Below are 25367 nucleotides of genomic sequence, written 5' to 3'. Positions count from 1 at the left end.
ATTATAACAGAGAGTTTCCTCTGATAAATTCCCATTATTCGGAAGTTGTTCCTCTCATTTACTAGTAATTCAAGTTTTAAAACATGATAGTGTGGGTATATATATTTTGAATCTTTTTAGGGGGTCTAAAAAGAGGAGGATATATGAAGAAACGAGAGTATTACTTTGATAATGCAAAATTTATTTTAATTTCCTTGGTCGTATTTGGGCATTTTCTTCAATCTTTTATTGAAGACAACGAGGCAACTTATACTCTATATAAGGTTATTTATACCTTCCATATGCCTGCGTTTATTCTTATCTCAGGGTATTTTGCCAAAGGCTTTAATAAAAAAGGATATATTTCTAAAATTTCTAGGAAGTTAATTCTTCCATATATCATTTTTCAAATCATCTATTCTGTTTTTTATTTCTTTCTATATAAAGAATCATCTTTCCAGGTTGATCCGCTCAAGCCACATTGGTCGTTATGGTTTTTAATCAGTTTGTTTTCTTGGAATATTATGCTGCGGGCTTTCACTAAATATAAAGCTTTATATTCACTCGCAGCAGCGTTTACTATTGGGCTAATAGTTGGATATGCTGACTGGATTACAAACTATTTAAGCTTATCAAGAACTTTTGTGTTCTTCCCACTTTTTCTAATTGGATATTATTTAAATAGAGAGCATTTTTCTTTGCTTCAATCTGCGAAAATTAAGATTGTATCCTTAAGCGTATTGGTAATTGTGTTTACTGGATTTTATTTTTTCCCAAGTTTGAATCATGAATGGCTGCTTGGGTCTAAGCCATATATAGAGATGGGGGCCGCATCCATTGGGGCTTTGTTTACACGTTTAGGTTTTTATGTATTAAGCTTGATTATGGTCTTCAGTTTTTTCTCTCTAGTTCCAAAACAGTATTATCCCTTTACAAAATTAGGAAGAAACACATTATATGTTTATCTTCTGCACGGATTTTTTATCCGTATTTTTAGGGAGAGTTCTGTACAAAAGTTTTTTGTCGAACCAAAAAACTTTCTGCTCTTAGCGGTTGTTTCTCTACTGCTTACTCTTCTATTATCCAGTAAAATAACCGTACCATTTGCACAGCCTCTTATTGAATTAGAAACAACTAAACTGAAAAACCTGCAAGCTAGGTTATCGACCATTATGCAATACTATCGGAAAAAGCTTTTAAACTAAGAAAACGGACGCCCTTATGCGTCCGTTTTTAGTCTAAATTATTGACTGCATTAGAACAGGAGTTTATAATAAAAATCTAATGTCCCAGTAGCTCAGTAGGATAGAGCGACAGCCTCCTAAGCTGTAGGTCGGAGGTTCGAATCCTCTCTGGGACGTAAAAAACGAAAAAACGCCAATTCCTTGATCATGAGGGATTGGCGGTTTATTTTACTCATCATAAAGTTTCTCAGCTTTTGCTAAAAATGACTTCGAAGGGGTCTCATATTTAATATATCCATCAATATTTGTAATCCAATGGTTGTCTCCTACGTCATATTGACCGCCATTTAAATGATCATATCCATAAACTCGGTAAACTTCTCCAGGATTTAGTATTCTAGAAAAGACCAATTTATTATTTTCTTTTCTTCTCCAAAGATTTATCGGTTTTAATATTTTGATTATCCCTTTTTGCCCCTTTTTAAATACTAACCCATCCCAAGTCGGAGGTTTTTCTGATTTTTCCTTAAGATTAAACGCCCTAACCAATCCGTTTACATGACCCCGTGCTATCCTTTCTATATACGAAAACTGACTTAGTTTTGAGGCATCATTTGGATTATCAATAAACCCATTTTCAGTTAGCATTGCTGGCATATTGGATTCTCGAAGCATATGAAAGTTTTCCTGTTTTTTTCCGCGATCCATTAAATTTATTTGTTTAACGATTTCTTCATGAATGATCTCTTGGTAAGAGGATGAATTTTGTCTTTTGCTTGGATGAATATAATCTTCAAATCCAGTACCCCCGCCAGAATTTATATGGACAGATAGCAGAAATTCAGCTCCCCATGCGTTTGCCATATTTGTACGTTGATTAAGGGATACGGTTTTATCACTTTCACGGCTTAATTTCACCTGAATATTTTCGTAAGCTGTTAGCATGGTCTGAATACGTTTTGAAATTTGCAAGGTTAGATTTTTTTCAAATAATCCATTCCCCACGGCACCTGGATCTGTTCCGCCATGTCCAGGGTCAATGAAAATTTTGACCATTCGAAATCAACTCCTTTACATAAAGTATGCAAAAAAATAAGCTGCCATGTGGGCAGCTTTACTGATTAATGATCGTTTATTGCTGGTAATTTATTCTAATCCCTAGAAAGAGCATGATAATAGTTTTATCTTTATATATCCTCCACCACAATATAAGCAGCCTTTGTTGGACCGTGTACTCCAACAACTAAGTTCATCTCTATATCCGCTGAATTGCTTGGACCAGTTATAAAGTTTACACATGAAGCAACTTGTTCTCCATTCTTTACTTTTTCCCTAATCAACCTTGCTGCTTGTGTCATACGTGGGACGATGGAGCTTTTCGGAATAATAATGACTGATGTTGCTGGCAAGAAGCTAATACTTCTGCCTCTATCTTTACCGCTTAAAAGGACAGCTGTACCAGATTCTGCTAAGGTGATTTCACTTATCGTAATCCCGACATTTGCTTTTTCTGCTAGCTTAATATTTTCTTCACCAACGCTTGAGTCCCAAACATCTACTTTAATATCCTCACTCGGCAGAATCTTATTGAATAAGGGAGAAAGCCCGAATTCATCGAATCGAGGGTCACACCATTTGATAATTGGTCCCCCACCATATTTGGTAATTATATTCTTTAATGTTTCGGGCAGCCCTGAAAGATTTGTTGTAATAAAGTCGGTGTGAATACTTTTGCATTGTTCCTTAAGGACTTGAAGCAGTTCATCCTTACTAGCATCCTTTAATACTGCATCCTGAGGTTGAAAGTTCCACACGGGTCTTTCAATCGTGCTTTCTAGCTGATCTCTCCCTAACCTCTTAGCAATCTTTGTTAAAAATGACTCCCTATTCTGGATGTTCCCAGCCATTATTTATCACCTCCAGTATGACGATTTGCAAACCAATCACGGAAGCGTTCTTTATTAGGTGCTGGGAAATCACGAATTTCTGTCCAAGCCTTAAGAGGACCTGGTCCTTTTGAAATTTTGTCCCCAATGGTAAATGGATTCATGGCAGCAGGCGCTACTTTTGAACCTATTTTATATAATGCAGGGGAAGCCGCTCCAAGCCCAAATGCCTTCATTGCCATTTTTTCTGAAATTGGCGCTTTTCCTTCTTTTTCAACAATGACTTGACGATGTTTATGGAGAAGTTCATGTAAAGGAATTTTGACCGGACAGGCTTCGGTGCAAGCGCCACAGAGAGTAGATGCATATGGAAGTTCTTTATAGTCGTCATATCCTCCTAATAAAGGGGACAGGACTGCTCCAATCGGACCAGAGTAGATGGAGCCGTAAGAATGTCCACCCACATGGCGATATACTGGGCAAACATTTACACATGCCGCACAGCGAATACATTGTAAAATAGATTGAAACTCTCCCCCTAATATATCGGAACGTCCATTATCGACAACGACTAAATGAAATTCCTCTGGTCCATCCGCATCCTCTTCTTCTCGAGGACCAGAAAGGACGGTTACATAGCTTGGCAGTTTTTGTCCAACCGCACTTCTTGTTAATAAACTAACAAGAACCTCCATTTCTTCAAAGGTTGGAACAAGTCTTTCCATTCCCATAACGGTTATTTGTGTTTTTGGCAAAGCCGTAACAAGATCAGCATTTCCTTCATTAGTCACTAAAGTAATGGATCCTGTTTCTGCAATTGCAAAGTTACAGCCTGTTATTCCTACATCTGCAGTTAAAAATTCATTTCGAAGCATTTTCCGCGAATGAGCGCATAATTCTGCAGGATCTTCAGTTTTCTCATAGTTTAATTTCTTAGCAAACACATCTCGAATTTGTTCTTTATTTTTGTGTAATGCTGGAGCTACGATATGTGAAGGAGGATCATGATCATCGACTTGTAAAATATATTCACCTAAATCTGTTTCAATTACTTCACAACCGATCTTTTCAAGACAAGCATTTAAGTGAATTTCCTCCGTGACCATTGATTTCGACTTTACTACCTTTTTTGCGTTTTTCTTTTCAATAACATCTTGAATATATGACGTTGCTTCTTCAGCAGTTTCCGCAAAGAAAACATGACCGCCTCTTTTAGCAACATTCTCGCTCAACTCATATAAATAATAATCTAAATTTTCAAGTACATGTTGACGGATCTCTTCTCCGAGCGAGCGCCATTCTTCCCAGTTGCCCAGTTCTTCTGCGGCTGCCAATCTTCTTGTATGAAGTCTTTCCTGTGCACTAGAAACGGCTCCTCTCATAAAAGAATTGTTAATGCCTGCATTGACTCTCTCGTCAAAATTTTCAGTGCCAATTTTCATTGCCATTATTCTCCCCCCTTTAACGGCTGTTTAATATTTCAGCAATGTGCATGACCTTTATTGGCTTCCCTTTTCGGTCGATGCGCCCGCCAATATTCATTAAGCATCCGCCATCTGCACCGATTAAATATTCGGCCTTCGTTTCCTCAATATGCTGAACCTTCTCATCAACCATTTGCTCTGATATTTGCGCCATTTTCACAGAGAATGTACCTCCGAAACCACAACAATTATGTTTGTTCGGCAGTTCTGTATATTCAAGCCCCTGTACATGACTTAATAGTTTAAGAGGTGCATCCTTTACACCTAGCAATCTCGTCATATGACAGGAAGTATGGTAAGTTGCCTTTCCTTCCAATTTGGCCCCTACATCCTCGACCTTTAAAACATCTACAATAAATTGAGTTAATTCATACGTTTTTTCAGCCAGTTCCTTTGCTCTTGGCTCCCAAACTGGATCTCCTCTAAAAATAGTCGGATATTCATGAAACATATAAGCGCACGATCCAGAAGGAGAGACAACATACTCTGAATCCTCGAATGCCTCGATCATTCTTTTCATCGCTTCTTTTGATTCTTTCACATAACCGCTGTTATAGGCAGGCTGTCCGCAGCAAACCTGATCTTTTGGAAAATCAATTGTACAGCCAAGCCGCTCTAGAACTTCAACTGTAGCCTTTCCAACATTACTTTGAAACATATCTACTAAACATGTAGCAAATAGGCTTACTCTCATAGCCAACCTTCTTTCTAATCATTTTTCTTACTATATTATTATTCTATCTATATTATTTAATGAAAGAAAGTGTGTGTTATCATATTTGTTCGAAAATTTTAACATAGAAAATAGGACAGTACCCCTAAGATACTGTCCTTCATTGAATTAAGCGTTCGTATATACCTCAGCTTTTTTATTTTCATGGCGAATGGTTGCTTGCGCTGCTGCTAATCGAGCTAATGGCACTCTATAAGGCGAACAGCTGACATAATCTAGCCCTGTCTTATAGAAGAACTCAATAGAGCTTTTCTCTCCCCCATGTTCCCCGCAAATACCTGTTTTAAGCGTTGGCTTTGTTTTTCTTCCAAGTTGTACACCTGTTTCCACAAGCTTTCCAACGCCATTTTGATCAAGTGCTGCAAATGGGTTTTCCGGAAGAACTTTGTTCTCAATATAGGCCTGAAGGAATTTCCCCTCTGCATCATCACGGCTGTAACCAAACGTTGTTTGAGTTAAATCATTTGTTCCAAATGAGAAGAAATCGGCTTCCACCGCTATTTCGTCCGCTGTCAAAGCAGCACGTGGAATTTCTATCATTGTACCAATTGTATACTTAATCTCCTTACCGGTCTCTGCCTGAACATGGTTTGCTGCATCAATCACTACTTGACGCATTTGTTTAAGTTCATTGACATGACCGACTAGCGGAATCATGATTTCTGGCTGAACATCTATCAATCTTTCAGCTAGCTTAGAGGCAGCGTAGAAGATCGCCTTTGCCTGCATTTCATAAATTTCCGGATACATCATTCCTAAACGGCAGCCACGAAGTCCAAGCATAGGGTTATACTCGTCTAATTGCCGTACCTTTTTAAGCAATTGCTCTTTTTGCTTTAATTCCTTCGATTCCGGATCTAAAATTTGAAGCCTTGTTACCTCAACGAGAAGCTCCTCTTTATGAGGCAAAAACTCATGAAGCGGAGGGTCAAGTAAACGAACATTTACTGGATATCCTTGCATCGCTTCAAAAATCCCTTCAAAATCCCCTTGTTGCATCGGTAAAAGCTGCTCAAGCGCTTCCTTTCTCTCATTGAAGCTTTCTGCTAATATCATTTTTTGAACAATTGGTATCCGCTTACTATCCATAAACATGTGTTCCGTCCTGCATAAACCAATACCGGCAGCGCCAAATTCGAAGGCTTTTTTCGCATCCTCTGGATTATCAGCGTTAGCCCGAACTGTAATATTACGCACTTCATCTGCCCATCCAAGTAATCGCTGAAATTCTTCCGACAGCTCTGGATCGATCATCGGGACTTCTCCAAGAATGATTTCTCCAGTTGAACCATCAATTGTTATGATATCTCCATACTTAATCACTTTTTCGCCAGCGGCAAATTGTTTGGCTTTTAAATCGATTTTTAAAGCTTCACAGCCGCATATACATGCCTTTCCCATTCCTCTGGCAACAACGGCAGCATGGCTAGTCATTCCTCCCCTGCTTGTCAAAATGGCTTGAGCAGCGACAATCCCATGAATGTCATCTGGGGTCGTCTCAGGACGAACAAGGATCACTTTTTTGCCTTCATTTGCCAATTGTTCTGCTTCATCAGCATCGAAAACTACCTGACCTGTCGCAGCACCAGGAGAAGCTGGAAGCCCTTTTGCTAAAATAGGCTTTACTGCTGAGTCATCAATCCTGCGGTGAAGAAGCTGATTTAACTGGTCAGGGTCAACACGAAGAAGAGCCGTTTCTTTATCAATAATCCCTTCATCTACCATTTCTACAGCAATGCGAATGGCAGCTTGAGCTGTTCTCTTTCCATTTCGCGTTTGAAGAATAAATAGCTTACCCCTTTCTACCGTAAACTCAATATCCTGCATTTCTAGATAATGCTGCTCAAGCTGCTGAGAGGTTTGAATAAATTGCTCAAATACTTCTGGCATTTCTTCCTTTAATGTTCGAATTGGCTGTGGAGTTCGAATTCCTGCAACAACGTCCTCCCCTTGAGCATTAATTAAATACTCACCGTAAAGCACCGGTTCACCCGTTGACGGATTTCTTGTAAAAGCAACACCAGTCCCTGAGTCATTCCCCATATTGCCAAATACCATACTTTGAATATTAACAGCTGTTCCAAGATGGTCAGGAATTTTGTTCAGGCGGCGGTAAACGATTGCTCGCTGATTATTCCAAGAGTTAAATACAGCACGGATAGCAAGGAAAAGCTGTTCCTTTGGATCCTCGGGAAATGCTTTTCTCGTATGTTTCTTCACAATTTCTTTATAACCGGCAATCACTTCTTTCCAATCTTCAGCCGTCAATTCAGGGTCAGTCGTATATCCTTTTTGTTCACGAGTTTCTTCTAATAATTGCTCAAAAAAATACGTGTCAATTTCTAGGACAACATTGCTGAACATCTGAATAAATCGGCGGTAGGAATCATACGCAAAACGGGGATTATTTGTTAAGTTCGCTAAACCAGTAACTGTTTCGTCATTCATTCCAAGGTTTAGGATTGTATCCATCATTCCAGGCATAGAAAAAACGGAACCTGAACGTACAGAAACAAGTAAAGGATTCTCAGCGTCTCCCAGCTTTTTTCCCATTTTCTCTTCCAGACGGGATAGAGCCTCTAATGTTTGCAGTTCAACTGAAGCAGGAATCGCTTTATCAGATTCATAATAAGCATTGCACGCTTCTGTTGTAATCGTAAAACCAGATGGTACCGGCAAGCCGATTTTTGTCATTTCCGCTAGATTTGCTCCTTTTCCTCCGAGCAAGTCTTTCATATTTCCATTACCTTCTTGAAATAAATAAACGAATTTCCCCATGATTTTTAGCTCCTCTCCTTTTTTAACACTTCCAGAATTAAGCCTGCTGTTTCTTCCACTGCCTTATTCGATACATTAATAATCGGACATCCAACACGCTTCATAATTTTCTCAGCATAATCCAATTCTTCAAGGATCCGAGCAAAGCTGGCATAGTTTGCTTGCGAGGCAAGTCCTAGTGCCTTTAATCGCTCCTTGCGTATTTCATTTAGTTTATCTGGTGAAATGATTAATCCAATACAATTCTTTCGTGGAATTTCAAATAGCTCGTCTGGAGGCGGAACCTCCGGAACTAATGGAACATTCGCAACCTTAAACCGTTTATGCGCTAAGTACATTGATAATGGTGTTTTTGACGTTCTCGAAACACCAATCAAAACAATGTCTGCTTTAGTTATACCTCGCGGATCACGCCCATCATCATATTTAACTGCAAATTCAATTGCTTCAATCTTCCTAAAATATTCTTCGTCTAACCTCCTCATTAACCCAGGACTATGATGTGGCTCTTTGTTAAACTGTGTTTGAAACGCATTCATTAAGGGGTTTAATAAATCAACAGCTACAATTCCTTCTTCCTTAGCTCTTTTATCTAAATGCTCCTTTAAAGCTGGAACAACAATCGTATAAGCAATGATCGATTGGTCTTTACTTGCTAGAATAATAATATCTTCAATATCCTCAATATCATCTACATATGAATTTCTGCGAATATCAATTCGACTGCCAATAAACTGAGTTGCTACCGCTTTTACGACAAACTCTGCAGTTTCCCCAACCGAGTCTGACACTACATAAACTATTTCCTTTCGCATCAACTTTTTGCAACTCCCCTGAGCTTATTTTTCTCCTATTTCTATATATGCGCGCGTTAAGGTTGTTTTCGTTATTCTTCCTAACAATAAATACGTGTTGCTTTTCTCCTTAACTTCTTTTACAACGGGTAAAGAATCAATATGAAAAGAAATCATTTTTTTGGCAGCCTCTAGCAATGTTTCTTCTGGATCAACTGTTTTAATATTTGGCATCCTCGTCATAATTACACTTACTGGAAGTTCCTGAAGATTCTTGTTTCCAAGTGATGCCCTTAGTAAATCCTTTCTTGAAACGACACCTGCTAAATACCCCTCAGAATCAACTGCATAAAGCGTACCAACATCTTCTAAAAACAACTGGACAATTGCATCATAAACAGAGGTCGAACTTTCAACTACAATTGGATGTGCTTTAAAATCCTTTACCTTTTGATTGATAAACTTTTCTGCCTGGCGCATGACTTGAAATTCCTCATTATAGAAATAGCCTACTCGAGGCCTGGCATCTATATTTCCAGTTCTTGTGAGTATAGCAAGATCTGGGCGTAAGGCAGCCCTAGAAAGGGAGAGCTTTTTAGCGATTTCATTTCCTGTTATTGGGCCATTACGTTTGACAATTTGAAGAATTTCATCCTGGCGATTGGATAATTTAATCATCACCACCCCCTAAGTAAGATAAGTATGTATTATTTTATATTACCATTATAATTATGACATACTTATTTGTATATAGTATATCCTATTTATTTTTCACCCTTTTTTCAAAATTGTTAAACTATCACTCCTTAATTGAATGATTCAAAGGAGGGCAGGTTTCCCATCTATCTATTTTGTCAACAATAAGTTATAATAATATGTTGTTATTTAATACTCTTAAAGGAGTTTCTTTCATGAAGATAATCTGTTCTACATTAAATGCAAAATATATTCACACGAATATTGCCATACGTTATTTAAAGGCTTATGCAAGCCCTGAATTTCATATAGAAATTGCTGAATATACAATTAAAGATCCAATTATGAATATCGTGACCGATTTAATTCGAAAGAAGCCGGAAGTAATCGGATTTAGCTGTTATATTTGGAATATCGAAGAAACGATTAAAGTAGTCAATATGATCAAAAAGATTAACCCATCTATTCAAATTGTCGTTGGCGGTCCTGAAGTTTCCTATGATGTTCTAGAATGGATGAAAAAGGTTAAGGATTTCGACTATATTGTTATTGGTGAAGGAGAAGAGACATTTAAGCAATTACTTTCAGGAATACAAGGAGAATTGGAGATTGAGCAAATACATGGGGTTGCTTATCGTAAGGATGGAGAGGTCAAAATCAATCCTCAGCGAAATAAGCTGGATCTTCGAGAATTACCATCTCCCTTCAGATTTGAAGAGGATATCCCTCACCTTTCCAAGCGTGTTACGTATATTGAGACAAGCCGCGGCTGCCCTTTTAGCTGTCAATTCTGCCTCTCATCGATAGAGGTTGGGGTTCGGTATTTCGACCGTGAAAAGATTAAGGACGATATTCGCTATTTAATGAAAAACGGCGCAAAAACGATTAAGTTTGTTGATCGGACATTTAATATTAGCAGAAGCTATGCGATGGAAATGTTTCAATTTTTAATAGATGAGCATTTGCCAGGGACTGTTTTTCAGTTTGAAATTACTGCAGACATCATGAGGCCTGAGGTCATTGAATTTCTAAATAAGGAGGCGCCGCCGGGTTTATTCCGTTTTGAAATAGGCGTTCAATCAACGAATGACTATACAAATGAACTTGTCATGAGAAAGCAAAATTTCGAAAAGCTTTCACGTACAGTGACAATGGTCAAAAATGGCGGAAAAATAGACCAGCATCTTGATTTAATTGCTGGACTTCCAGAGGAAGATTATCATTCCTTCCGAAAAACATTTAACGATGTATTCGAGATGAGACCTGAGGAACTGCAGCTTGGTTTCTTAAAATTATTAAGAGGGACAGGCCTGCGGTTGAGAGCTGCTCAGCACCAATATATTTATATGGATCATTCGCCTTACGAAATGCTCGGAAATAATGTATTATCTTTTGACGACATTATCCGGATTAAACAGGTTGAGGATGTATTAGAAAAATATTGGAATGACCATAGAATGGATTTCACTATTGAATATCTAGTAACGAAATCATTCTCATCTCCATTTGATTTCTTTCAGGAGTTCGGCAGCTATTGGGAGGAAAGAGGCTGGTCAAGAATTGGACATCAGCTAGAGGATTTATTTAGAAGACTTTATGAATTTCTTCAAAATAAGAACATAGCCGACTTAGATATTATAGAAGGTTTAATGAAGTATGATTATTTAATTAGACAAAAATATAGACCGAGAAAACCATGGTGGGATACCTCCGCTAGCTATGATAAGGCTGAAAGGTCAATTATTTATCAGGACATTATCCAAAATCCATCCATTTTAGGCTCTGAATTTGTTAAAATTGGCCTCAACGAAAAGGATATTTATAAGTACACTCTAATCGAAAGGCTTACATTTGATCTCGATAAATATTTAACTACCGGAGAAATCAACAAAAAGCCTACTTCCATCCTGACATATTTTGATTCAAGAAATGAAAAATCTTTCATTTTTTCTTCATCTAAAAATTAGTAATACTTTATCAGCCCCCTGCAATTAGCAGCGGGCTGATTTATTAACATTTCTTTTTTCTATTGTTTTTCTTTTCCTGATCTTCATTCATAAAGGGAAGCTCATAAAGCTTGCTCGCATTTATATCGCCAAACTCGTTGCCAAATTCAACATTGGCGTTTTTTTGTTTTTCTTTGTTTTTCCCCATTATGATCTGCCCTTTCTCCCTTGCTTAGAATTCCGGTTTGCCCCTTTCATTGGGTTTTCACCTTGGCTAAATTCTGCAGAGAATTCTGATTCCTCTAAGTTTTTCTTTGGGGTTTTCGTATGTTTTAGAGCAGCATCAAATTCCGCTTTTCTTTTTGCCATGACTGAAGCCTCCTATTGGAAATAGTACATTCTTATTATTTTCTTACAATATTTTTTCATTCAAAAAAAAATTCCCTTAAATTTCAATTTGAAACGGCTTATAAATCATCTGAATCAACAAACCCTAAAAAAAGACCAGCTATTTTCTATACACAAGAAAAGGGATGAATGAAATGGATAAAAAGGAAAAGGATGTTGGAAAGAATATTGGCATTGATGAGACTTTGCCGCATCAAATTGAAGCGCCTAGTTTCAAGGGAACAGGGATTAAAATGGAAGCACCCTTTGAAAATTCACATGGCGTTGTCATCGGTGATAGCTTCTATTCTTCAGAAAATTCCCCTTTAGAAAATTGGAGCAAGGACACGGATCCATCCATTATGGCTGGTGATGAATGGGTTCATCCGACGAATGATATTGGCTGGAATACGTCAGAAAACAAAGATCTGCTGGAAAGAAAAAAACGGCCACAAGGAGTTCCTTTTATGCACCCTACTCATGATGTAAGTAAGGGAACAGATTAAGATAGAGGGGCTGTCTTATAAGGACAGCCCCTCTTTCTTTACCCTATAATCACTCGTTCTTTCGGATAATGATAATTTGTCTTTTTCTCTTTACCGCCAATAATAAATAAGAAGGATGTTAACCCGATTCTTCCAATAAACATTAGGACCATTAGAATGCATTTTCCAAAGCTGCTTAGATCGGCCGTAATCCCCATGGAAAGACCCGTTGTACCAAAAGCAGAGCAAACCTCGACTATAATGGCAATAAGCTCATGCTGGCTATCAGATATGCTTAGAATAACAACAGATATAAAACACATGACCATCGCTAATATTGTAATGGCTAAAGATTTAAGAATATCATCTTGGTGAAGCTCACGGTTAAATATCTTAATATCCCTATTTCCTTTTGCAAAATGAAAAATAAATAAGATATTTAATGCAAATGTCGTAGTTCTTATACCCCCGCCTACTGAACTTGGTGAAGCGCCGATGAACATTAGAATACTTATGACCAATAAGGTAGGCATTGTAAACTCACTAATATCCATCGTTGTAAGACCGGCACTTCTCGTTGAAGCAGCTTGGAAAAACGCATAAAAAAAGCCTTTATGCCATGTAACTCCCTTCAAAAAGTGATTAAACTCTAACAGTAATATGAATATTGTTCCTATAATCAGGAGGCCGGCATAAGTAATGGTTGTAAGTTTCGTAAATAATGAAAATCGGAAACGACCCTCTAATTCAGTTTTATTAAATAAATATTCCTTTACTTCAATTAATACTGGGAAGCCTATCGCTCCGAGGATAATCAATAGGATGTTAATTAATTGAACAAAATAATCACCTGCAAAGGGAACGAGTGAAGATCCTCTTATATCCATTCCCGCATTCGTTGTTGCACTAATCGAGGCGAATAAACCATGAAGGAATGCATCCTCCCATGTAGGATAATATTTCAAAAAATGAAAGCCTAGGATTAATGCCCCTAGCAGTTCAATTAAAAGGATAATTTTGATTATTTCTCTAATCAAATGTACAAGACCAGATAATGAAATTTGATTGTGGTCTATCATTATAAGACGTCTACTCCGCAGGCCAATCTTTCTCCCTAATAGCATCCAGAAAAACGTGCCGATTGCCATGATTCCCAGACCGCCGAATTGCAAGACAATCATAATGACAAAATATCCAAATACACTGTAGGTCTCTGATATATCTACAACAGTTAAACCTGTCACACTCACGGCACTTACAGCAGTAAATACCGTATCTATAAAATCAATTTCTACACCAGGTTTATGTACATATGGAATGCTAAGAAGCAATACTGAAATTGTAACTGCCAGTAAATAATAGCTTGTTATAACCTGAGCAGGTGTTAGTCTACCTAAACGGACTTTTGCCTTTCTCCACATGAATTAAATTTCCTTTCCTTTCTTTTCATACCCTCTATCATAAAGAATTAATCTTTATTATGAAAGTCATTTCTAATTATTTTTTATCTTACAGCTAGAAATTAAATAATACTTTGCAGTTCACATATTATTTGCTATTACGAAAAATATTTCCACTTATGAATTGACCATTTATAAACATACTACAATTACAGAGAAATAAATAACCTCTGTTAAACAATAATAGGAGTTGAGAAAAATTGGCAAATAGCAGCAATAAATTATTAGTTCCCGGAATAGAGCAATATTTAGATCAAGTTAAATATGAAATTGCAGAAGAATTTGGGGTTCAGCTTGGTTCGGATACCGTCTCCCGAGCAAATGGTTCAGTAGGCGGGGAGATTACAAAGAGACTAGTGAAGCAAGCACAGGCGAGTATGTCTGGAAATAACCTCTAGCTTTAAGTGTATATGAACTGAATATATGATGGATCAAAAAAAGTCCGGTTCCCTTTACCGGACTTTTCATTACAATTTATGTTAATCCCTATCGTTATCCTTCTTATCCTTATCATAATCCTTGTTATTCTTATCGTTATGTCTATTGTCATTGTCATTGTCATGATGCCTATTACTTCTGTCTGATCCGTTTCTTTGGTTTGAATTAGATGTTCCTTTATTATGCACGTAACCTTTCGAGTTTAATTGGGCTTCTTTTCCATTCCCTCTTTGATTGGAGGGATTTCCCTCTTTGTTATTGTGCTTATTTTTTTCTAATTGATGCTCATTTTTATTTTTATTTTCATTTACATTTTCCTGTTTATTACCGTTGTTATTTTTGACACGATCCTCCTTTTTTTGTTGACCAGGAGGGATTGCTTTTTCAAATTGACTTTTGTTTGCTTGGTCAGATTTATTACTTTGATTAGAATCTTGCTCTTTTTTTAGCTGACCAGGGGGGATAGTAGAATGTTCACTATTATGACTTTTTTCGTTTTCTGTATTGTTAGTCTTTTGAGTTTGATCCGGCTTCTTATTTTCTAGCTTGTTATATTTATGTGACCCAGAATTGTTTTCAGTTTTCTTTTTCAATTGAGTTTCTTTATATGATCCAATGGATAGTCCTTTTTCCTTTGCTTCTTTTCTATCATTTGGGGATGCATCCATAACCTTTACATCAAGCTTTTCCTTTTGAATATTCTCTTTTATTTCAGTAATTTCTTCATTCAACTTCGTTTCAAGTGCTTTATTGTCTTTCTTTGTATTCACAGTGGCAATAACGATCTCATAATTATTTTTGGCATACCCTTGATTTATAATTTCCTTTATAATCTGACCCGTGATGTCCTGAATATCTTTTTTCTTCCAATCATGTATATGTTTAACTATTTGTTCCCCTTTTTCATTGTAAGGCAAAATGTCAATTACTTGGAACTTATCATTAATCGCTAATTCAATACTTGAATTACTATCAATAGACATATAGGCATAAACCTCATTATTACCATTAAAAGTAAAAACAGAAGTACCTACTAGTATGATCACAATAGCTGCTGCAATTATGGCTTTAGCTTTTAAGGTCGAAAATAAGGTAAATAATGTCCAATTATTGGTATTATCGATACTTAGTGGATAAAAATCGATTTCCTGACCAATTTCGTATTGTCTATTAAGTTTTGCCGCACGCAGAAATTCACCTTCTGGGGTTAATAGCGTTAAAAAACGTTCATTTATCTCCATTATTATTCCAGTTTTCACGTTTCCAACACCCCTTTAATATAATCCCTTAAATACACATAATCACCAATTAAAATAAGTGACATAGCAATTATGTATTTTCTATTTCTTTCAATTGTCTTTCTACTAATAGAAACATAGTTTTCAAGCTGTTTAATGGGCAATCTTTTCTTTTCAAGTAAAATATGCTTAAGCTCACTATGATCAGCAATTAATTGTGCGACCATCATTGCATTTTTTCTTGCATCCGCATGCTTTGGAGATTGCTGAAGTAAATCATTAAACGAAAGCTCGAATTGATGAAGAACTTCATTAAATTGAAGGATTTCTTCCCTTCTTGATTCTTCATCTGTTTTCCTTTTGTAATCAATTATTGATAGCTCATTTTCAATCGCATTTCCAGTCTGATCTTCTTCACTTTCATTTGCCGTGTAATCTAGCTTCAATATTTGGTGCCTAGACTGAGTCCGAATATAATCAATAACCCTTCGTTTTATTAAGACCTCAGAAAAACTTATTAATGAACTCCCTTTTTCAGGAGAATATTTTTGAATCGCTTCATTAAAAGCTATTAGACCTATGCTGAATTCATCATCTGAGTCATGTATGAATCTCTTACAAACGGATGACACGGTCTTAGCAATAAATGGTTTATATGAATTTATTAGTTCATTTTGAAGGTTCGTATCGCCTTGCTGAATTAAATAAACTGTTTCTTCCATTGTTTTTTTTCGTTTTTTTGCCATGAACAACAAACCTAGCAATAGCCTCACCTCTTTATCCAAAACACATTATATCATACGATGGCGAGGAACGTTTTTTAAGGGTTGGCTGCATGATAAGGAAAAGAGAACTTAAATTAAGTCCTCTTTTTCTTATAAATTAATAAATCTTTACAAAAAATTAGTCGTTTTTCCCATTTCCTTTATTTTCATGATCCTTTTTATGTGAGTGTTTGTGATCATGCTTTGCTTCTTGAGCCTGTTTTCCGGCTTTTTTTAATTCTTCACGTTGTTCCTTTGCTTCCTTACGAGCTTGCTTTGCTTCTTGTTTAGCAGCTTCACGCTTTTGTTTTTCTTCTGCTTTAGCTACCTCACGAGCTTGTTTTTCTTCTGCTTTTGCTAATTCACGAGCTTGTTTTTCTTGCTGCTTCTTTAATTCATGTGCTTTTTTCGCCTCAGCACGTTCCTCAGCTTTCTTTGCTTTTTCCTCTAGCTTCTTATTTTCCCCTTCAGCTTGAGTAGTTTTCTCTTGAATAACAGCTTCATCATTATCACTGGTTACAACTTCTTGAGCTGTTTTATCTGTAGTTGTATTCTCATCCTTGCTTACTTCGTCATTTGCCTCTGCTTTTTCGGTGATAGCCTCTGACTCTTCATCTATTCCATATTTTTTGTTTAGTTTCTCAATCTTTTTCGCTAGTTTCGCATAGCTTTTATCAATATTTTTTTGCAGTGCAGCCTTTGCAACTGGATTTTTCACCTTTTCCAGTGCCGCTTTTAAAGCAATAATGTTTTGTGACATTAATTCTTGCATTTCATCGGCTGGCTTATCTGCTTTATCTACATCAACCGTCACTTCATCATTTGCAGCCACTTCTTCAGCATCAGTCTTTTCTTTTTCTGTCTGTTCTACTTTTTCAGTATCCTTTTCAACAGACTCTTCACTCGTAGTGTCTTCTTGTTCTTTATTCACTTGATCTTCTGCTTTTGTAATATTTTTTAGCGCTTCTTCAATTACTTTCATTGCCTCTTCTTCTTTTTCCTTTGCAAAAAGTGCTTCAGCTTCAGCTAGGCGCTCTGCTGCAAAGGTGGCAAGTAATTTTGCTTCCTTTTCATCATCAAAGGTAAGGGCTAATTTGATTTTTTCTAAGGCAATTTTCGCAAAGTAGAAAAAATTCCCAGGAACTAGAGATGGCTTTTCAGCACTGACTACATCTTCTGTACTTTCCTGATTATTCGTTTCAGCATCTAATTCTTTATTTTCAGTTTGGACATTATTTTCACTTGTTTGATTGTCCAAAACTACCGTTTGATAAGGTTCTTGGTTTTCTGTATTTTCGGCTGCTGATGTTAGAGAGGCAGAAAATGTGAATGTTCCTGCTAAGACTAATGCTAAAGTTCCTTTTGCTATTTTGTTTAATTCCTTAGTTGATAAAAATTTCATCTTTTTTCACCTCATAGTTATTTTCTTAGCGGCCGCTATTTTCACTACAACTGTACGGAGGTGATTAGATAGTTTTTGGGGGTTATTAGATAAAAAAATTAATAAACACAAAAAAAGCCTTAACAAAAACAGTTGTTAAAGCTTAAAAACACTATATAGCACTTTGTTTCCTAATTGTTAAAATTAACCACCTTATTAGAAACCCAATAACTAATCCTGGAATTAAAAAAAGCATAGGTAAAAACACTGGCCCAAATAACACCCCAAAAAGGGTTAGTTTTGTCGAATACATTAGCCCTACTGTAATAAAATAGGCACTAAAGACAAATGGAAGATAGGAAAACTCTTCGGTTTTTGTCATTGCACTTCGATATGCATCCCACATAGCAAACATATATAAACATGGATAAAACATTAACCATTGGAAATCAGTCACTTCAATCGCATTATCAATTTCCCCCATAAAGCTATACATGATGGCCATATTGAAATTGCTGAATACATTAATCATAAATTCGAGCACAACTAAAAAAAGGCCCTTCCATAAATGTCCCGATAATAACTGACTAAATCCAGGCAGAGCAATACTCCATAATATAGCTTCCAATTTTGTAAATGTTTTCATCTCATCACCAGCCAAGTTTCGATAGTATTATTTTGCTCTGAGAAGGCGCTAAATATTTTCCACTTCCCAAATAATTTCCAATTTAATTCCTACAACATTCGACAAAAATTCAAAAAAAAGTGAAAGAACAGCCTAAAATAAGCAGTTCTTTCACTTTTTTACAATAGTAAAGCCCGTAATACCATAAAAAATAGTTATAATTGGAGATAAGAGGCAAAAGAAGGTGAAAGGTAAGTAGCTAATCGTATCAACACCTAAAATACCTGTTAAAAACACACCGCAAACTCCCCATGGAACGAGTGGATTAATAACGGTTCCGGCATCCTCCAGCACCCTTGAAAGACTTTTTGGATGTAATCCTGCTTTTTCATAAGCTTCTTGATAAGCTTTTCCTGTTAAGAGGATAGAAAGATATTGTTCCCCAAGAAGAAAATTAATGCCGATGGCAGTTCCGGCAGTTGAGGCAATTAATGCTGGAACACGATTTAAGCAGCCCTTTATTCCCTCTAATAATGCAGGTAATATTCCTAATTTAAATAACAAACCGCCCATTGAGAGAGCCAGCAAGACTAATGAAATGGAAAACATCATGCTTTCCATTCCTCCCCCTGTTAATAGGGAATCCACTTCCTTTACACCACTATTAGATTGAAATCCAAAATATAAAAGATTCATCATTTTATTTAAGTCAAAGCCCTTTTGTACAAAGAAACTAATGAATAGTGCCGATAAAATACTTGCAGACAAAGTTGTAATGGCTGAAACTTTCTTTATCGCTAAATAACTTAATATTAAAAAGGGGGCAAGGGAATACCAATGAACAAATCCTTGATCGATTAAAGTCTGCTTTAATAAGCCGATTTGAGCAAAATTCGAAACAGCCTCTGCAGGAGATAAAACGGCAAATAGGACGAATGAAATGAGAAATGCAGGCACAGTAGTCCAAGCCATATTTTTTATATGATCAAATAAATCCACCTTAACGATCATCGATGCCAGATTCGTTGTATCTGATAGCGGAGACATCTTATCCCCAAAGAAGGCACCTGAGATAACCGCTCCAGCCGTTAATGCTTCTGACAAGCCTAGAGCGGAGGATACGCTCATAAATGCAACGCCAATCGTTGCAGCTGTCGTCAATGAGCTGCCAATGCTTAGACCAATAATAGAGGACACGGCAAAAGCAATTGCATAGAAAAACTTCCCGTTCACAACTTCTAACGCTAAGTAAATAAAAGTTGGAATCGTTCCGCTTGCCATCCAGCTGCTAATTAACATGCCAATAAAGAAAAAAATAAAAATAGCCCCAAGACCGGATTTTGCTCCACTTGTAAGGCCATCCTCTAAATCTCTCATACTTATTTTCTTTAAAAGTCCAAAACCTATTAGACACATAATAGCCAAGACAATCGGTATATGAGGGACTACACCAGAAAAAATGATCGTACTGCTGATTCCACCTAATATTATGGCTGTAATGAAAAAAGCTTCCAAAGGCCTTAGAGTTATTGCTTGTTGTATACGTTCCATGATGTGACTCTCCTTTGTTTCCAAGAACATTTACACTTGAACGCTTTTTAGCACTAAAGTATAAATCATAATATTAATATAGTGTTTTTTCAGCCTTATGTCAAGTTCATCATTTGTTTTATCCTGGGTTCCTACAAAATTATCATCATACTAGAAAAGTATTGTTTAGATCATAAAAAGAAAAACGGCTCCTTTAGCAAGCCGTTTTTCTTTTTATTTTTAATGCTCTGAATCCATAGGATTATACAATTTAACTTCTGGATTCTTTTCTTGGAACCAGCGAAGCGCGAAATCATTCTCGAATAAGAAAACTTTATGATCAAATCGATCATGGACAAGAAGGCTTCTTGAGCTTGAAAGATTTTCATTCACATTATCTCCATCTACCCAGCGAACAATTTTAGATCCAATTCTTTCCATAATGACTTCTGTGTTATATTCATTTTTCATTCGGTGTTCAAACACTTCAAATTGAAGCTGTCCAACAGCTCCTAAAAGTAAATCCTCGGTTTTAACGGTTTTATACAGCTGGATTGCTCCTTCTTGAACTAGCTGCTGAATCCCTTTGTGGAAATGTTTTTGTTTCATTACGTTTTTCGCATAAACCTTAACGAAAAGCTCTGGTGTAAATTGCGGAAGCCGTTCAAATTGGAATTGATCTTTTCCTGATGTTAACGTATCACCAATTTGATATGTTCCAGTATCATATATCCCGATAATATCTCCACTGACAGCTACATCTACTGTGCTCCTATCGTCTGCCATGAATTGGGTAGACTGAGCTAGTTTTATTTGCTTGCCTAGTCTAGGAATATTTACAGACATCCCGCGCTCAAATCGGCCAGAACAAATTCTAAGGAAAGCAATACGATCACGATGTGCAGGATTCATATTAGCTTGGATTTTAAAAATAAAGCCTGAAAAGCTTTCCGATAAAGGATCAATTTCTCCAGCAGTTGATTTTCGGGCTTGCGGAGGAGGTGCAAACTGCAGATAGGACTCTAAAAAAGTTTGTACCCCAAAGTTCGTTAAAGCACTTCCAAAGAAAACTGGAGTAAGCTCCCCCTCTTTCACTTTGTCAACAGAAAACTCGTTCCCAGCTTCATTTAAAAGCATAATCTCTTCGAGTGTTTGCTCATATAGACCTGATTCCTTTATAGTATGATCGCCATCAATTTCCCCATCTTCATTCAATGGAAGGAAGCGATCCTTCTCCTCAACACGGAATTGCTCAATTCGATTATTAAAACGATCGTAAATGCCAAGGAATTCTTTCCCCATTCCGATTGGCCAATTCATCGGATATGATTGAATACCCATTACTTCTTCAAGCTCTGCTAGAAGCTCTAATGGAGATCTTCCTTGCCGGTCCAGTTTATTAATAAAAGTAAAGATAGGAATGCCCCTCATTCGGCAAACTTTAAAAAGCTTTAATGTCTGCTCTTCTATCCCTTTTGCTGAATCAATAATCATTACTGCACTGTCAACAGCAGTTAATGTCCGGTACGTATCTTCACTGAAATCCTGATGTCCAGGTGTATCCAGGATATTAACACGTGCCCCGTTATAGTCAAATTGCATCACACTGGACGTAACGGATATTCCCCGCTGCTTCTCAATTTCCATCCAGTCACTTGTTGCATATTTTCCCGTCTTCTTTCCCTTTACGGTCCCAGCATCCCTAATGGCCCCTCCAAATAAAAGGAGCTTCTCAGTTAAGGTAGTTTTTCCTGCGTCCGGGTGAGATATAATAGCAAAAGTTCTGCGTGATAATACTTCCTCTTTTAATTTATTGCCCATGTAATTTCCTCACTGACTTTCAAATTTAATCGTACCTTTAATTTTATCATTTTTAAAAAACATATTGCAATACTGTATATTACACAAGACATTTTGCAAATGGTTTTAAAAATAGCTTTGAAGGCAAATTGTGTCTATAATTAAGTTATATTTTAGACTAAGAATATTTCTTTCTGGAGGTGATCCTGCTGGATTCGATTACTCATACTTTATTCGGACTTGCCTTGTATGGGACTGTTAATAAAGAGGAATTGGATAAAAATCATAAAAGAGCTTATCTTGTAACTGCGGTCGGTGCAAGTCTAATTCCTGACATTGATGTCATATCCAGGTTTTGGGATACAGAGGGCCTGTATCAAATGTGGCATCGAGGAATTACTCACTCTGTTTTCTTAACACCTTTTTGGGCCCTGTTTTTTTCACTCATTTGTTTGATCTTTTTTAAGATTAAAGATATGAAATTATTCCTGCTTGGATGGCTTGCAGTTTTTATACATGATACGAGCGATCTTTTTAATGCATGGGGAACTGGGTATTTAGAGCCGTTTTTCTCTAAAAGGATTACATTTGGGACGATCCCGATCGTAGATTTAGTATTTTGGGGAATTTTAGGAGTAGCTTTTATTTTTTCAAGAAAAGAGAAAATAAAGTCTCCTTATTATTTTAAGCTTGCCTGGGCATTCATTGCCTTACATCTAATTGTTCAAACAGCTCAAGGGTATATAATCTACAAACAATATGATGATCAATATGAGCAAGTGGCTCTTTCTGCCGGTTTTGTTCCATGGACCTTTTCTGTCATTACGATGAAGGATAATCAGGTGACTATTTTTCAAGACAATCTTTTGCAAGACAAAAAAGTTCAATATGTTCTTGAATCAGCAGCCGAAGCCGATTTAGACAAATTGTTTGATGAGCGTCCAGAAGCAAAAACTCTTTATGAATGGTCCCCATTCGTTGTTCTCGTAAACGATAAGGAGCGTCTCGGCTTATATGACCCGCGGTTTTATCGTAATGGACAATCATTTTTATTTGAATATATTGAGAAAAATGAAATAAGATGAGGGCTATAAAACCTCATCTTTGTTTTTCCACTAATTCCATTATTTCGCGAACCTATGATTGCCAATTACGGTTGTTACTTTTTTTGTTCTTAACCATTTACTGTCTGTTTTATCAGGATTAAAGAAAAATATTGAATCATCACCTTGTCCTTGAAGAGCTAAAGCTTCCATCACAGCCTTTTTAGAATCTTTATCAGAAGGCTCATTGATCGCTCCATTATCAACAGGCTGGAATTGTCTTTTTTGATATATAACATCTTTAATCTTATCCGGGAATCGGTCATCTTCTACCCGATTCAATACGACTAATGCGACTGCAACCTTTCCCTCATACGGCTCTCCTTTAGCCTCTGCATGTACAAGCCTCGCAAGGAGGTCTTTTTCAGCCCTTGAAATTGTTTTAGGTAAAATTAGCTTTTGACCAGGGTGAATCTTGTTCGACTTTAAATAATTTATTTCCTGTAACTCTATCTCAGATACTCCGTATTTCACTCCAATATTAAAAAGGGAATCGCCTTTTTGAACAGTATATATATCTACATGATCTAATGTTTCAGCATTAACATGTGTATCCTTAGATTGGATAAATTGGAATGAGAGCATCATGAATCCTGCTAGCATAGCTACTGCAAGTTTCTTCATTATATCTCCTCCTATTAGAAAAGCCTTATTTGTATGGTTGAAATTCTATGCAAGTTATGTGCCAACATATATAACCGTAACATACTTTAGTCCTAGTCAACACTCCTTAATATTTTCCATGGAATGAAAGGAATAAGCAGGAAAAACCAATAGCATATATTCATTTTAATGAGATGTTTCATAATAGTTAGTTATTAAGCACTAAAGGTATTTACTAGTTTCGAACCATTTCTTAATTGGAAAAATAAGTTATTCTACTATTAATCGAATATATAAGGGGGAATTTAGTATGAAAAGGAGTATTGTCATTCTGCTAATTTTAATGCTCGTAGTAACTACTCAAGCTTTTGCATCACAAAACGATGTGATAAAGCCATTTAATGCAGAAGGTGTAGATTCAGAAAACATCAAAGCTGGACAAGTATTCACCACAATTGAAGAGAAATCAAATTTAAAGTTCGATGGGCCAGACGCAACAATAAACAGTCTTAACGATGATGAATCAACTAATGGGGAGCCCCTTTGCTGGTACTGCACAAAATATGCTTACGGCGGAGGAGATGGCAATGTTCCGAGATATAAGGTTTGTATCGAAGGATTTTGGAGTAATATATGCCGTGCTCAATAGAAATTCCATTAAACTCGGATGTAAAAAACGAAGTCCTCCTAAAAATGGACTTCGTTTTTTGTAATGGTTTCTATTCCAAAGGCGTTTCGACATATTCATGAATGGAATTTACTTTATTAATAAAAACTGTACTATTTTCCCTAGATAAAAGATAAAATTTTTCTTGTTCTAATTCTTTTAAATAGACTAATCCTTCCTCTGCCCATACCTTTATTTTTACCGTTTCATGATTTTCTAAAGTAATAAGCAGATCATATAACGGCACAGTTCGAGGCTCATAAGAAACATTTTGAGCATTTTTTATTAATTTGTTAAAAGTATGATTCCAGTCATCATCTTCAATAAAGTAAATATCCTTTTGATTCCCCCCCTCTTTCTGAGTAAATGTATGTTTTGACTTTGCAGGGGATAATGTCATTTGAATAATTGAATTATTTTCTATTGTATTGATCATACTTGAGGTTTGGATTAGATCTGATTGATGTAAAAAAATAAAGGCAAATAAAACACATGCAGCAAACGAAACTGAAATAGTTAATATTTGTGGAAAAAGGTTTTTCGTACCTTTTGTTTGTTTATTCATCTCATCCAAGATTTTCAGTAAACTTAATTGTTTTTGCTGATTTGAGCGAGGTATATGCTTCAATTCCTGAAAAGAATGATCATATTCAGATAACTTCCTCATGGCTAACCCTCCGTTTTAGTAATTCTTTTTTTAACGCTGCCATTGCTCTAGAAGTTGTAATTTTAACTTTATTTTCATTCCAATTTAAAATTTCAGCGGTCTCCTTTATGGAAAACTCTTTGATCTTTCTTAAAATAATCACTTCCCGATAGCTAATCTTTAATTTTCTAATGGCCTCGTAAAGAATTGTAATATTCTCCCCTTTAAGTACAATTTCTAATGGTGATTGCTTTTCAGACTCGAATTGATATTTATCTATTGAAAAAAATTGGTACAACCGCTTTTTTCGTAAAAAATCGATCGTCACATTTCTGGCAATACGAAATAACCAAGTAAACATATGAGACTCTCCATTGAATTGGTCTAGACTTCTAAATGCTTTGATAAAAGCTTCTTGAGTCAAGTCTTCAGCAATCTCTTTATTATTTACTAGGAGAAAAATATAGCCGTAAATTTTATCACTATATTCTGTGTATACTTGTTCAAAATGTTCTGCAGAATTTCTTTTCATTTTATCCGCTCCCTCATACAAACTATTAGACGAATAAGGTACAAAAAAGAATCACTTTTCAAAACATATTAATGACTAATGTTGTAATATTCCCTACCTTACCAATTGTTAGCAATGATTTCCAGATCATTTATTCCTTAAATTCAATAGCATTTTAGATATGTATATCTATTCTCCTGCTCAATCATTTGAAAACAGGATAAAAGTATGTTTTTTGATCATTCCATT

Annotated in this window: 25 protein-coding genes and 1 tRNA gene; 7 read left to right on the top strand and 19 right to left on the bottom strand. The window is 36.3% G+C overall.

Going from position 1 to position 25367, the window contains the following annotated elements; all coding sequences use genetic code 11:
- Positions 1-143 precede the first annotated feature (143 nt).
- Both V7127_RS01085 and V7127_RS01080 read left to right on the top strand, forming a co-directional pair.
- Positions 144-1184 carry an acyltransferase family protein gene (locus tag V7127_RS01085; protein WP_335482936.1) on the top strand — a complete coding sequence of 347 codons (1041 nt, stop codon included), beginning with the start codon at positions 144-146 and terminating at the stop codon, positions 1182-1184.
- 81 nt (positions 1185-1265) lie between these two features.
- Positions 1266-1339 (top strand) — tRNA-Arg (locus tag V7127_RS01080).
- Between the two features lie 52 nt (positions 1340-1391).
- Here V7127_RS01080 and V7127_RS01075 read toward each other — a convergent pair.
- From V7127_RS01075 to V7127_RS01045, 7 genes are all read right to left on the bottom strand, one after another.
- Entirely contained in the window at positions 1392-2219 is an 828-nt protein-coding gene (locus V7127_RS01075) for an N-acetylmuramoyl-L-alanine amidase family protein (protein WP_335355492.1), read from the bottom strand.
- Between the two features lie 131 nt (positions 2220-2350).
- The gene (locus tag V7127_RS01070) at positions 2351-3070 is read right to left on the bottom strand and encodes a LutC/YkgG family protein (protein ID WP_335355491.1); all 720 of its coding nucleotides are present in this window, start codon (positions 3068-3070) and stop codon (positions 2351-2353) included.
- A complete protein-coding gene (locus tag V7127_RS01065) occupies positions 3070-4497 on the bottom strand; it encodes a LutB/LldF family L-lactate oxidation iron-sulfur protein (protein WP_335355490.1) in 1428 nt (475 codons plus the stop codon). The genes V7127_RS01070 and V7127_RS01065 overlap by 1 nt, the downstream gene beginning before the upstream one ends.
- Positions 4498-4510: 13 nt before the next feature.
- The gene (locus V7127_RS01060; protein WP_335355489.1) at positions 4511-5227 is read right to left on the bottom strand and encodes a (Fe-S)-binding protein; all 717 of its coding nucleotides are present in this window, start codon (positions 5225-5227) and stop codon (positions 4511-4513) included.
- 147 nt (positions 5228-5374) lie between these two features.
- Positions 5375-8044 carry a pyruvate, phosphate dikinase gene (gene ppdK / locus V7127_RS01055; protein WP_335355488.1) on the bottom strand — a complete coding sequence of 890 codons (2670 nt, stop codon included), beginning with the start codon at positions 8042-8044 and terminating at the stop codon, positions 5375-5377.
- A gap of 5 nt (positions 8045-8049) precedes the next feature.
- Positions 8050-8862 carry a pyruvate, water dikinase regulatory protein gene (locus V7127_RS01050; RefSeq protein WP_335347434.1) on the bottom strand — a complete coding sequence of 271 codons (813 nt, stop codon included), beginning with the start codon at positions 8860-8862 and terminating at the stop codon, positions 8050-8052.
- Between the two features lie 21 nt (positions 8863-8883).
- Positions 8884-9516, bottom strand: coding sequence for a helix-turn-helix transcriptional regulator (locus V7127_RS01045; RefSeq protein WP_335347433.1), 633 nt, complete (start codon positions 9514-9516; stop codon positions 8884-8886).
- Positions 9517-9749: 233 nt separating this feature from the next.
- Between V7127_RS01045 and V7127_RS01040 the strand changes: the two genes are divergently transcribed.
- A complete protein-coding gene (locus V7127_RS01040) occupies positions 9750-11501 on the top strand; it encodes a B12-binding domain-containing radical SAM protein (RefSeq protein WP_335482934.1) in 1752 nt (583 codons plus the stop codon).
- Positions 11502-11544: 43 nt separating this feature from the next.
- On the opposite strand, the gene V7127_RS01035 is transcribed toward V7127_RS01040, so the two are convergent.
- Both V7127_RS01035 and V7127_RS01030 read right to left on the bottom strand, forming a co-directional pair.
- Entirely contained in the window at positions 11545-11688 is a 144-nt protein-coding gene (locus V7127_RS01035; protein ID WP_335355486.1) for a hypothetical protein, read from the bottom strand.
- Positions 11688-11849 (bottom strand): hypothetical protein, encoded by a 162-nt coding sequence (locus V7127_RS01030; protein ID WP_335482932.1) that lies wholly within the window; start codon positions 11847-11849, stop codon positions 11688-11690. Before V7127_RS01030 ends, V7127_RS01035 begins: the two co-directional genes overlap by 1 nt.
- Before the next feature lie 173 nt (positions 11850-12022).
- Here V7127_RS01030 and V7127_RS01025 point away from each other — a divergent pair, with 173 nt between their 5' ends.
- Entirely contained in the window at positions 12023-12373 is a 351-nt protein-coding gene (locus V7127_RS01025) for a DUF3905 domain-containing protein (protein WP_438823952.1), read from the top strand.
- 38 nt (positions 12374-12411) lie between these two features.
- On the opposite strand, the gene V7127_RS01020 is transcribed toward V7127_RS01025, so the two are convergent.
- On the bottom strand, positions 12412-13773 hold the full coding sequence (locus V7127_RS01020; RefSeq protein WP_335482930.1) for a TrkH family potassium uptake protein: 1362 nt from the start codon (positions 13771-13773) through the stop codon (positions 12412-12414).
- Positions 13774-14012: 239 nt separating this feature from the next.
- Between V7127_RS01020 and V7127_RS01015 the strand changes: the two genes are divergently transcribed.
- On the top strand, positions 14013-14210 hold the full coding sequence (locus V7127_RS01015; RefSeq protein WP_335346907.1) for an alpha/beta-type small acid-soluble spore protein: 198 nt from the start codon (positions 14013-14015) through the stop codon (positions 14208-14210).
- An 81-nt stretch (positions 14211-14291) separates the two neighbouring features.
- Here the strand turns inward: V7127_RS01015 and V7127_RS01010 are convergent, their stop codons facing one another.
- From V7127_RS01010 to V7127_RS00985, 6 genes are all read right to left on the bottom strand, one after another.
- Positions 14292-15509: an anti-sigma factor domain-containing protein gene (locus V7127_RS01010; protein WP_335482928.1), complete on the bottom strand. Its 1218-nt coding sequence runs from the start codon at positions 15507-15509 to the stop codon at positions 14292-14294.
- Complete coding sequence (sigI, locus tag V7127_RS01005; protein WP_335346909.1) at positions 15506-16261, bottom strand: RNA polymerase sigma factor SigI; 756 nt, start codon at positions 16259-16261, stop codon at positions 15506-15508. The genes V7127_RS01010 and sigI overlap by 4 nt, the downstream gene beginning before the upstream one ends.
- A 130-nt stretch (positions 16262-16391) precedes the next feature.
- Entirely contained in the window at positions 16392-17654 is a 1263-nt protein-coding gene (locus V7127_RS01000; protein ID WP_335354007.1) for a DUF5667 domain-containing protein, read from the bottom strand.
- Between the two features lie 151 nt (positions 17655-17805).
- Positions 17806-18279, bottom strand: a complete 474-nt coding sequence (locus tag V7127_RS00995; protein WP_335354008.1) for a hypothetical protein — start codon at positions 18277-18279, stop codon at positions 17806-17808.
- Positions 18280-18429: 150 nt separating this feature from the next.
- On the bottom strand, positions 18430-19809 hold the full coding sequence (nhaC, locus tag V7127_RS00990) for a Na+/H+ antiporter NhaC (RefSeq protein WP_335354009.1): 1380 nt from the start codon (positions 19807-19809) through the stop codon (positions 18430-18432).
- 219 nt (positions 19810-20028) lie between these two features.
- A complete protein-coding gene (locus tag V7127_RS00985) occupies positions 20029-21609 on the bottom strand; it encodes a peptide chain release factor 3 (protein WP_335354010.1) in 1581 nt (526 codons plus the stop codon).
- Between the two features lie 188 nt (positions 21610-21797).
- Between V7127_RS00985 and V7127_RS00980 the strand changes: the two genes are divergently transcribed.
- Entirely contained in the window at positions 21798-22673 is an 876-nt protein-coding gene (locus tag V7127_RS00980) for a metal-dependent hydrolase (RefSeq protein ID WP_335354011.1), read from the top strand.
- A 39-nt stretch (positions 22674-22712) separates the two neighbouring features.
- Here V7127_RS00980 and V7127_RS00975 read toward each other — a convergent pair whose 3' ends face one another.
- On the bottom strand, positions 22713-23315 hold the full coding sequence (locus tag V7127_RS00975) for a cell wall hydrolase (RefSeq protein ID WP_335346914.1): 603 nt from the start codon (positions 23313-23315) through the stop codon (positions 22713-22715).
- Between the two features lie 289 nt (positions 23316-23604).
- Here V7127_RS00975 and V7127_RS00970 point away from each other — a divergent pair, with 289 nt between their 5' ends.
- Positions 23605-23943 carry a hypothetical protein gene (locus V7127_RS00970; RefSeq protein ID WP_335346915.1) on the top strand — a complete coding sequence of 113 codons (339 nt, stop codon included), beginning with the start codon at positions 23605-23607 and terminating at the stop codon, positions 23941-23943.
- Between the two features lie 70 nt (positions 23944-24013).
- On the opposite strand, the gene V7127_RS00965 is transcribed toward V7127_RS00970, so the two are convergent.
- Positions 24014-24628 carry a hypothetical protein gene (locus V7127_RS00965; protein ID WP_335482926.1) on the bottom strand — a complete coding sequence of 205 codons (615 nt, stop codon included), beginning with the start codon at positions 24626-24628 and terminating at the stop codon, positions 24014-24016.
- Positions 24612-25139: an RNA polymerase sigma factor gene (locus V7127_RS00960; RefSeq protein WP_335482924.1), complete on the bottom strand. Its 528-nt coding sequence runs from the start codon at positions 25137-25139 to the stop codon at positions 24612-24614. Before V7127_RS00960 ends, V7127_RS00965 begins: the two co-directional genes overlap by 17 nt.
- Between the last annotated feature and the right edge of the window lie 228 nt (positions 25140-25367).

Source organism: Bacillus sp. JJ1773, assembly GCF_036962035.1.
Taxonomy (GTDB): Bacteria; Bacillota; Bacilli; order Bacillales; family Cytobacillaceae; genus Cytobacillus.
This window is presented reverse-complemented; position numbering and strand designations above follow the sequence as displayed.

What these genes read in the sequence shown, in the direction of transcription:
- V7127_RS01085 (WP_335482936.1), top strand. Translation starts at nt 144, where the DNA reads ATGAAGAAACGAGAGTATTACTTTGATAATGCAAAATTTATTTTAATT.
- V7127_RS01075 (WP_335355492.1), bottom strand. Translation starts at nt 2,219, where the DNA reads ATGGTCAAAATTTTCATTGACCCTGGACATGGCGGAACAGATCCAGGT.
- V7127_RS01070 (WP_335355491.1), bottom strand. Translation starts at nt 3,070, where the DNA reads ATGGCTGGGAACATCCAGAATAGGGAGTCATTTTTAACAAAGATTGCT.
- V7127_RS01065 (WP_335355490.1), bottom strand. Translation starts at nt 4,497, where the DNA reads ATGGCAATGAAAATTGGCACTGAAAATTTTGACGAGAGAGTCAATGCA.
- V7127_RS01060 (WP_335355489.1), bottom strand. Translation starts at nt 5,227, where the DNA reads ATGAGAGTAAGCCTATTTGCTACATGTTTAGTAGATATGTTTCAAAGT.
- ppdK (WP_335355488.1), bottom strand. Translation starts at nt 8,044, where the DNA reads ATGGGGAAATTCGTTTATTTATTTCAAGAAGGTAATGGAAATATGAAA.
- V7127_RS01045 (WP_335347433.1), bottom strand. Translation starts at nt 9,516, where the DNA reads ATGATTAAATTATCCAATCGCCAGGATGAAATTCTTCAAATTGTCAAA.
- V7127_RS01040 (WP_335482934.1), top strand. Translation starts at nt 9,750, where the DNA reads ATGAAGATAATCTGTTCTACATTAAATGCAAAATATATTCACACGAAT.
- V7127_RS01035 (WP_335355486.1), bottom strand. Translation starts at nt 11,688, where the DNA reads ATGGGGAAAAACAAAGAAAAACAAAAAAACGCCAATGTTGAATTTGGC.
- V7127_RS01030 (WP_335482932.1), bottom strand. Translation starts at nt 11,849, where the DNA reads ATGGCAAAAAGAAAAGCGGAATTTGATGCTGCTCTAAAACATACGAAA.
- V7127_RS01025 (WP_438823952.1), top strand. Translation starts at nt 12,023, where the DNA reads ATGGATAAAAAGGAAAAGGATGTTGGAAAGAATATTGGCATTGATGAG.
- V7127_RS01020 (WP_335482930.1), bottom strand. Translation starts at nt 13,773, where the DNA reads ATGTGGAGAAAGGCAAAAGTCCGTTTAGGTAGACTAACACCTGCTCAG.
- V7127_RS01000 (WP_335354007.1), bottom strand. Translation starts at nt 17,654, where the DNA reads ATGAAATTTTTATCAACTAAGGAATTAAACAAAATAGCAAAAGGAACT.
- V7127_RS00995 (WP_335354008.1), bottom strand. Translation starts at nt 18,279, where the DNA reads ATGAAAACATTTACAAAATTGGAAGCTATATTATGGAGTATTGCTCTG.
- nhaC (WP_335354009.1), bottom strand. Translation starts at nt 19,809, where the DNA reads ATGGAACGTATACAACAAGCAATAACTCTAAGGCCTTTGGAAGCTTTT.
- V7127_RS00985 (WP_335354010.1), bottom strand. Translation starts at nt 21,609, where the DNA reads ATGGGCAATAAATTAAAAGAGGAAGTATTATCACGCAGAACTTTTGCT.
- V7127_RS00975 (WP_335346914.1), bottom strand. Translation starts at nt 23,315, where the DNA reads ATGAAGAAACTTGCAGTAGCTATGCTAGCAGGATTCATGATGCTCTCA.
- V7127_RS00970 (WP_335346915.1), top strand. Translation starts at nt 23,605, where the DNA reads ATGAAAAGGAGTATTGTCATTCTGCTAATTTTAATGCTCGTAGTAACT.
- V7127_RS00965 (WP_335482926.1), bottom strand. Translation starts at nt 24,628, where the DNA reads ATGAGGAAGTTATCTGAATATGATCATTCTTTTCAGGAATTGAAGCAT.
- V7127_RS00960 (WP_335482924.1), bottom strand. Translation starts at nt 25,139, where the DNA reads ATGAAAAGAAATTCTGCAGAACATTTTGAACAAGTATACACAGAATAT.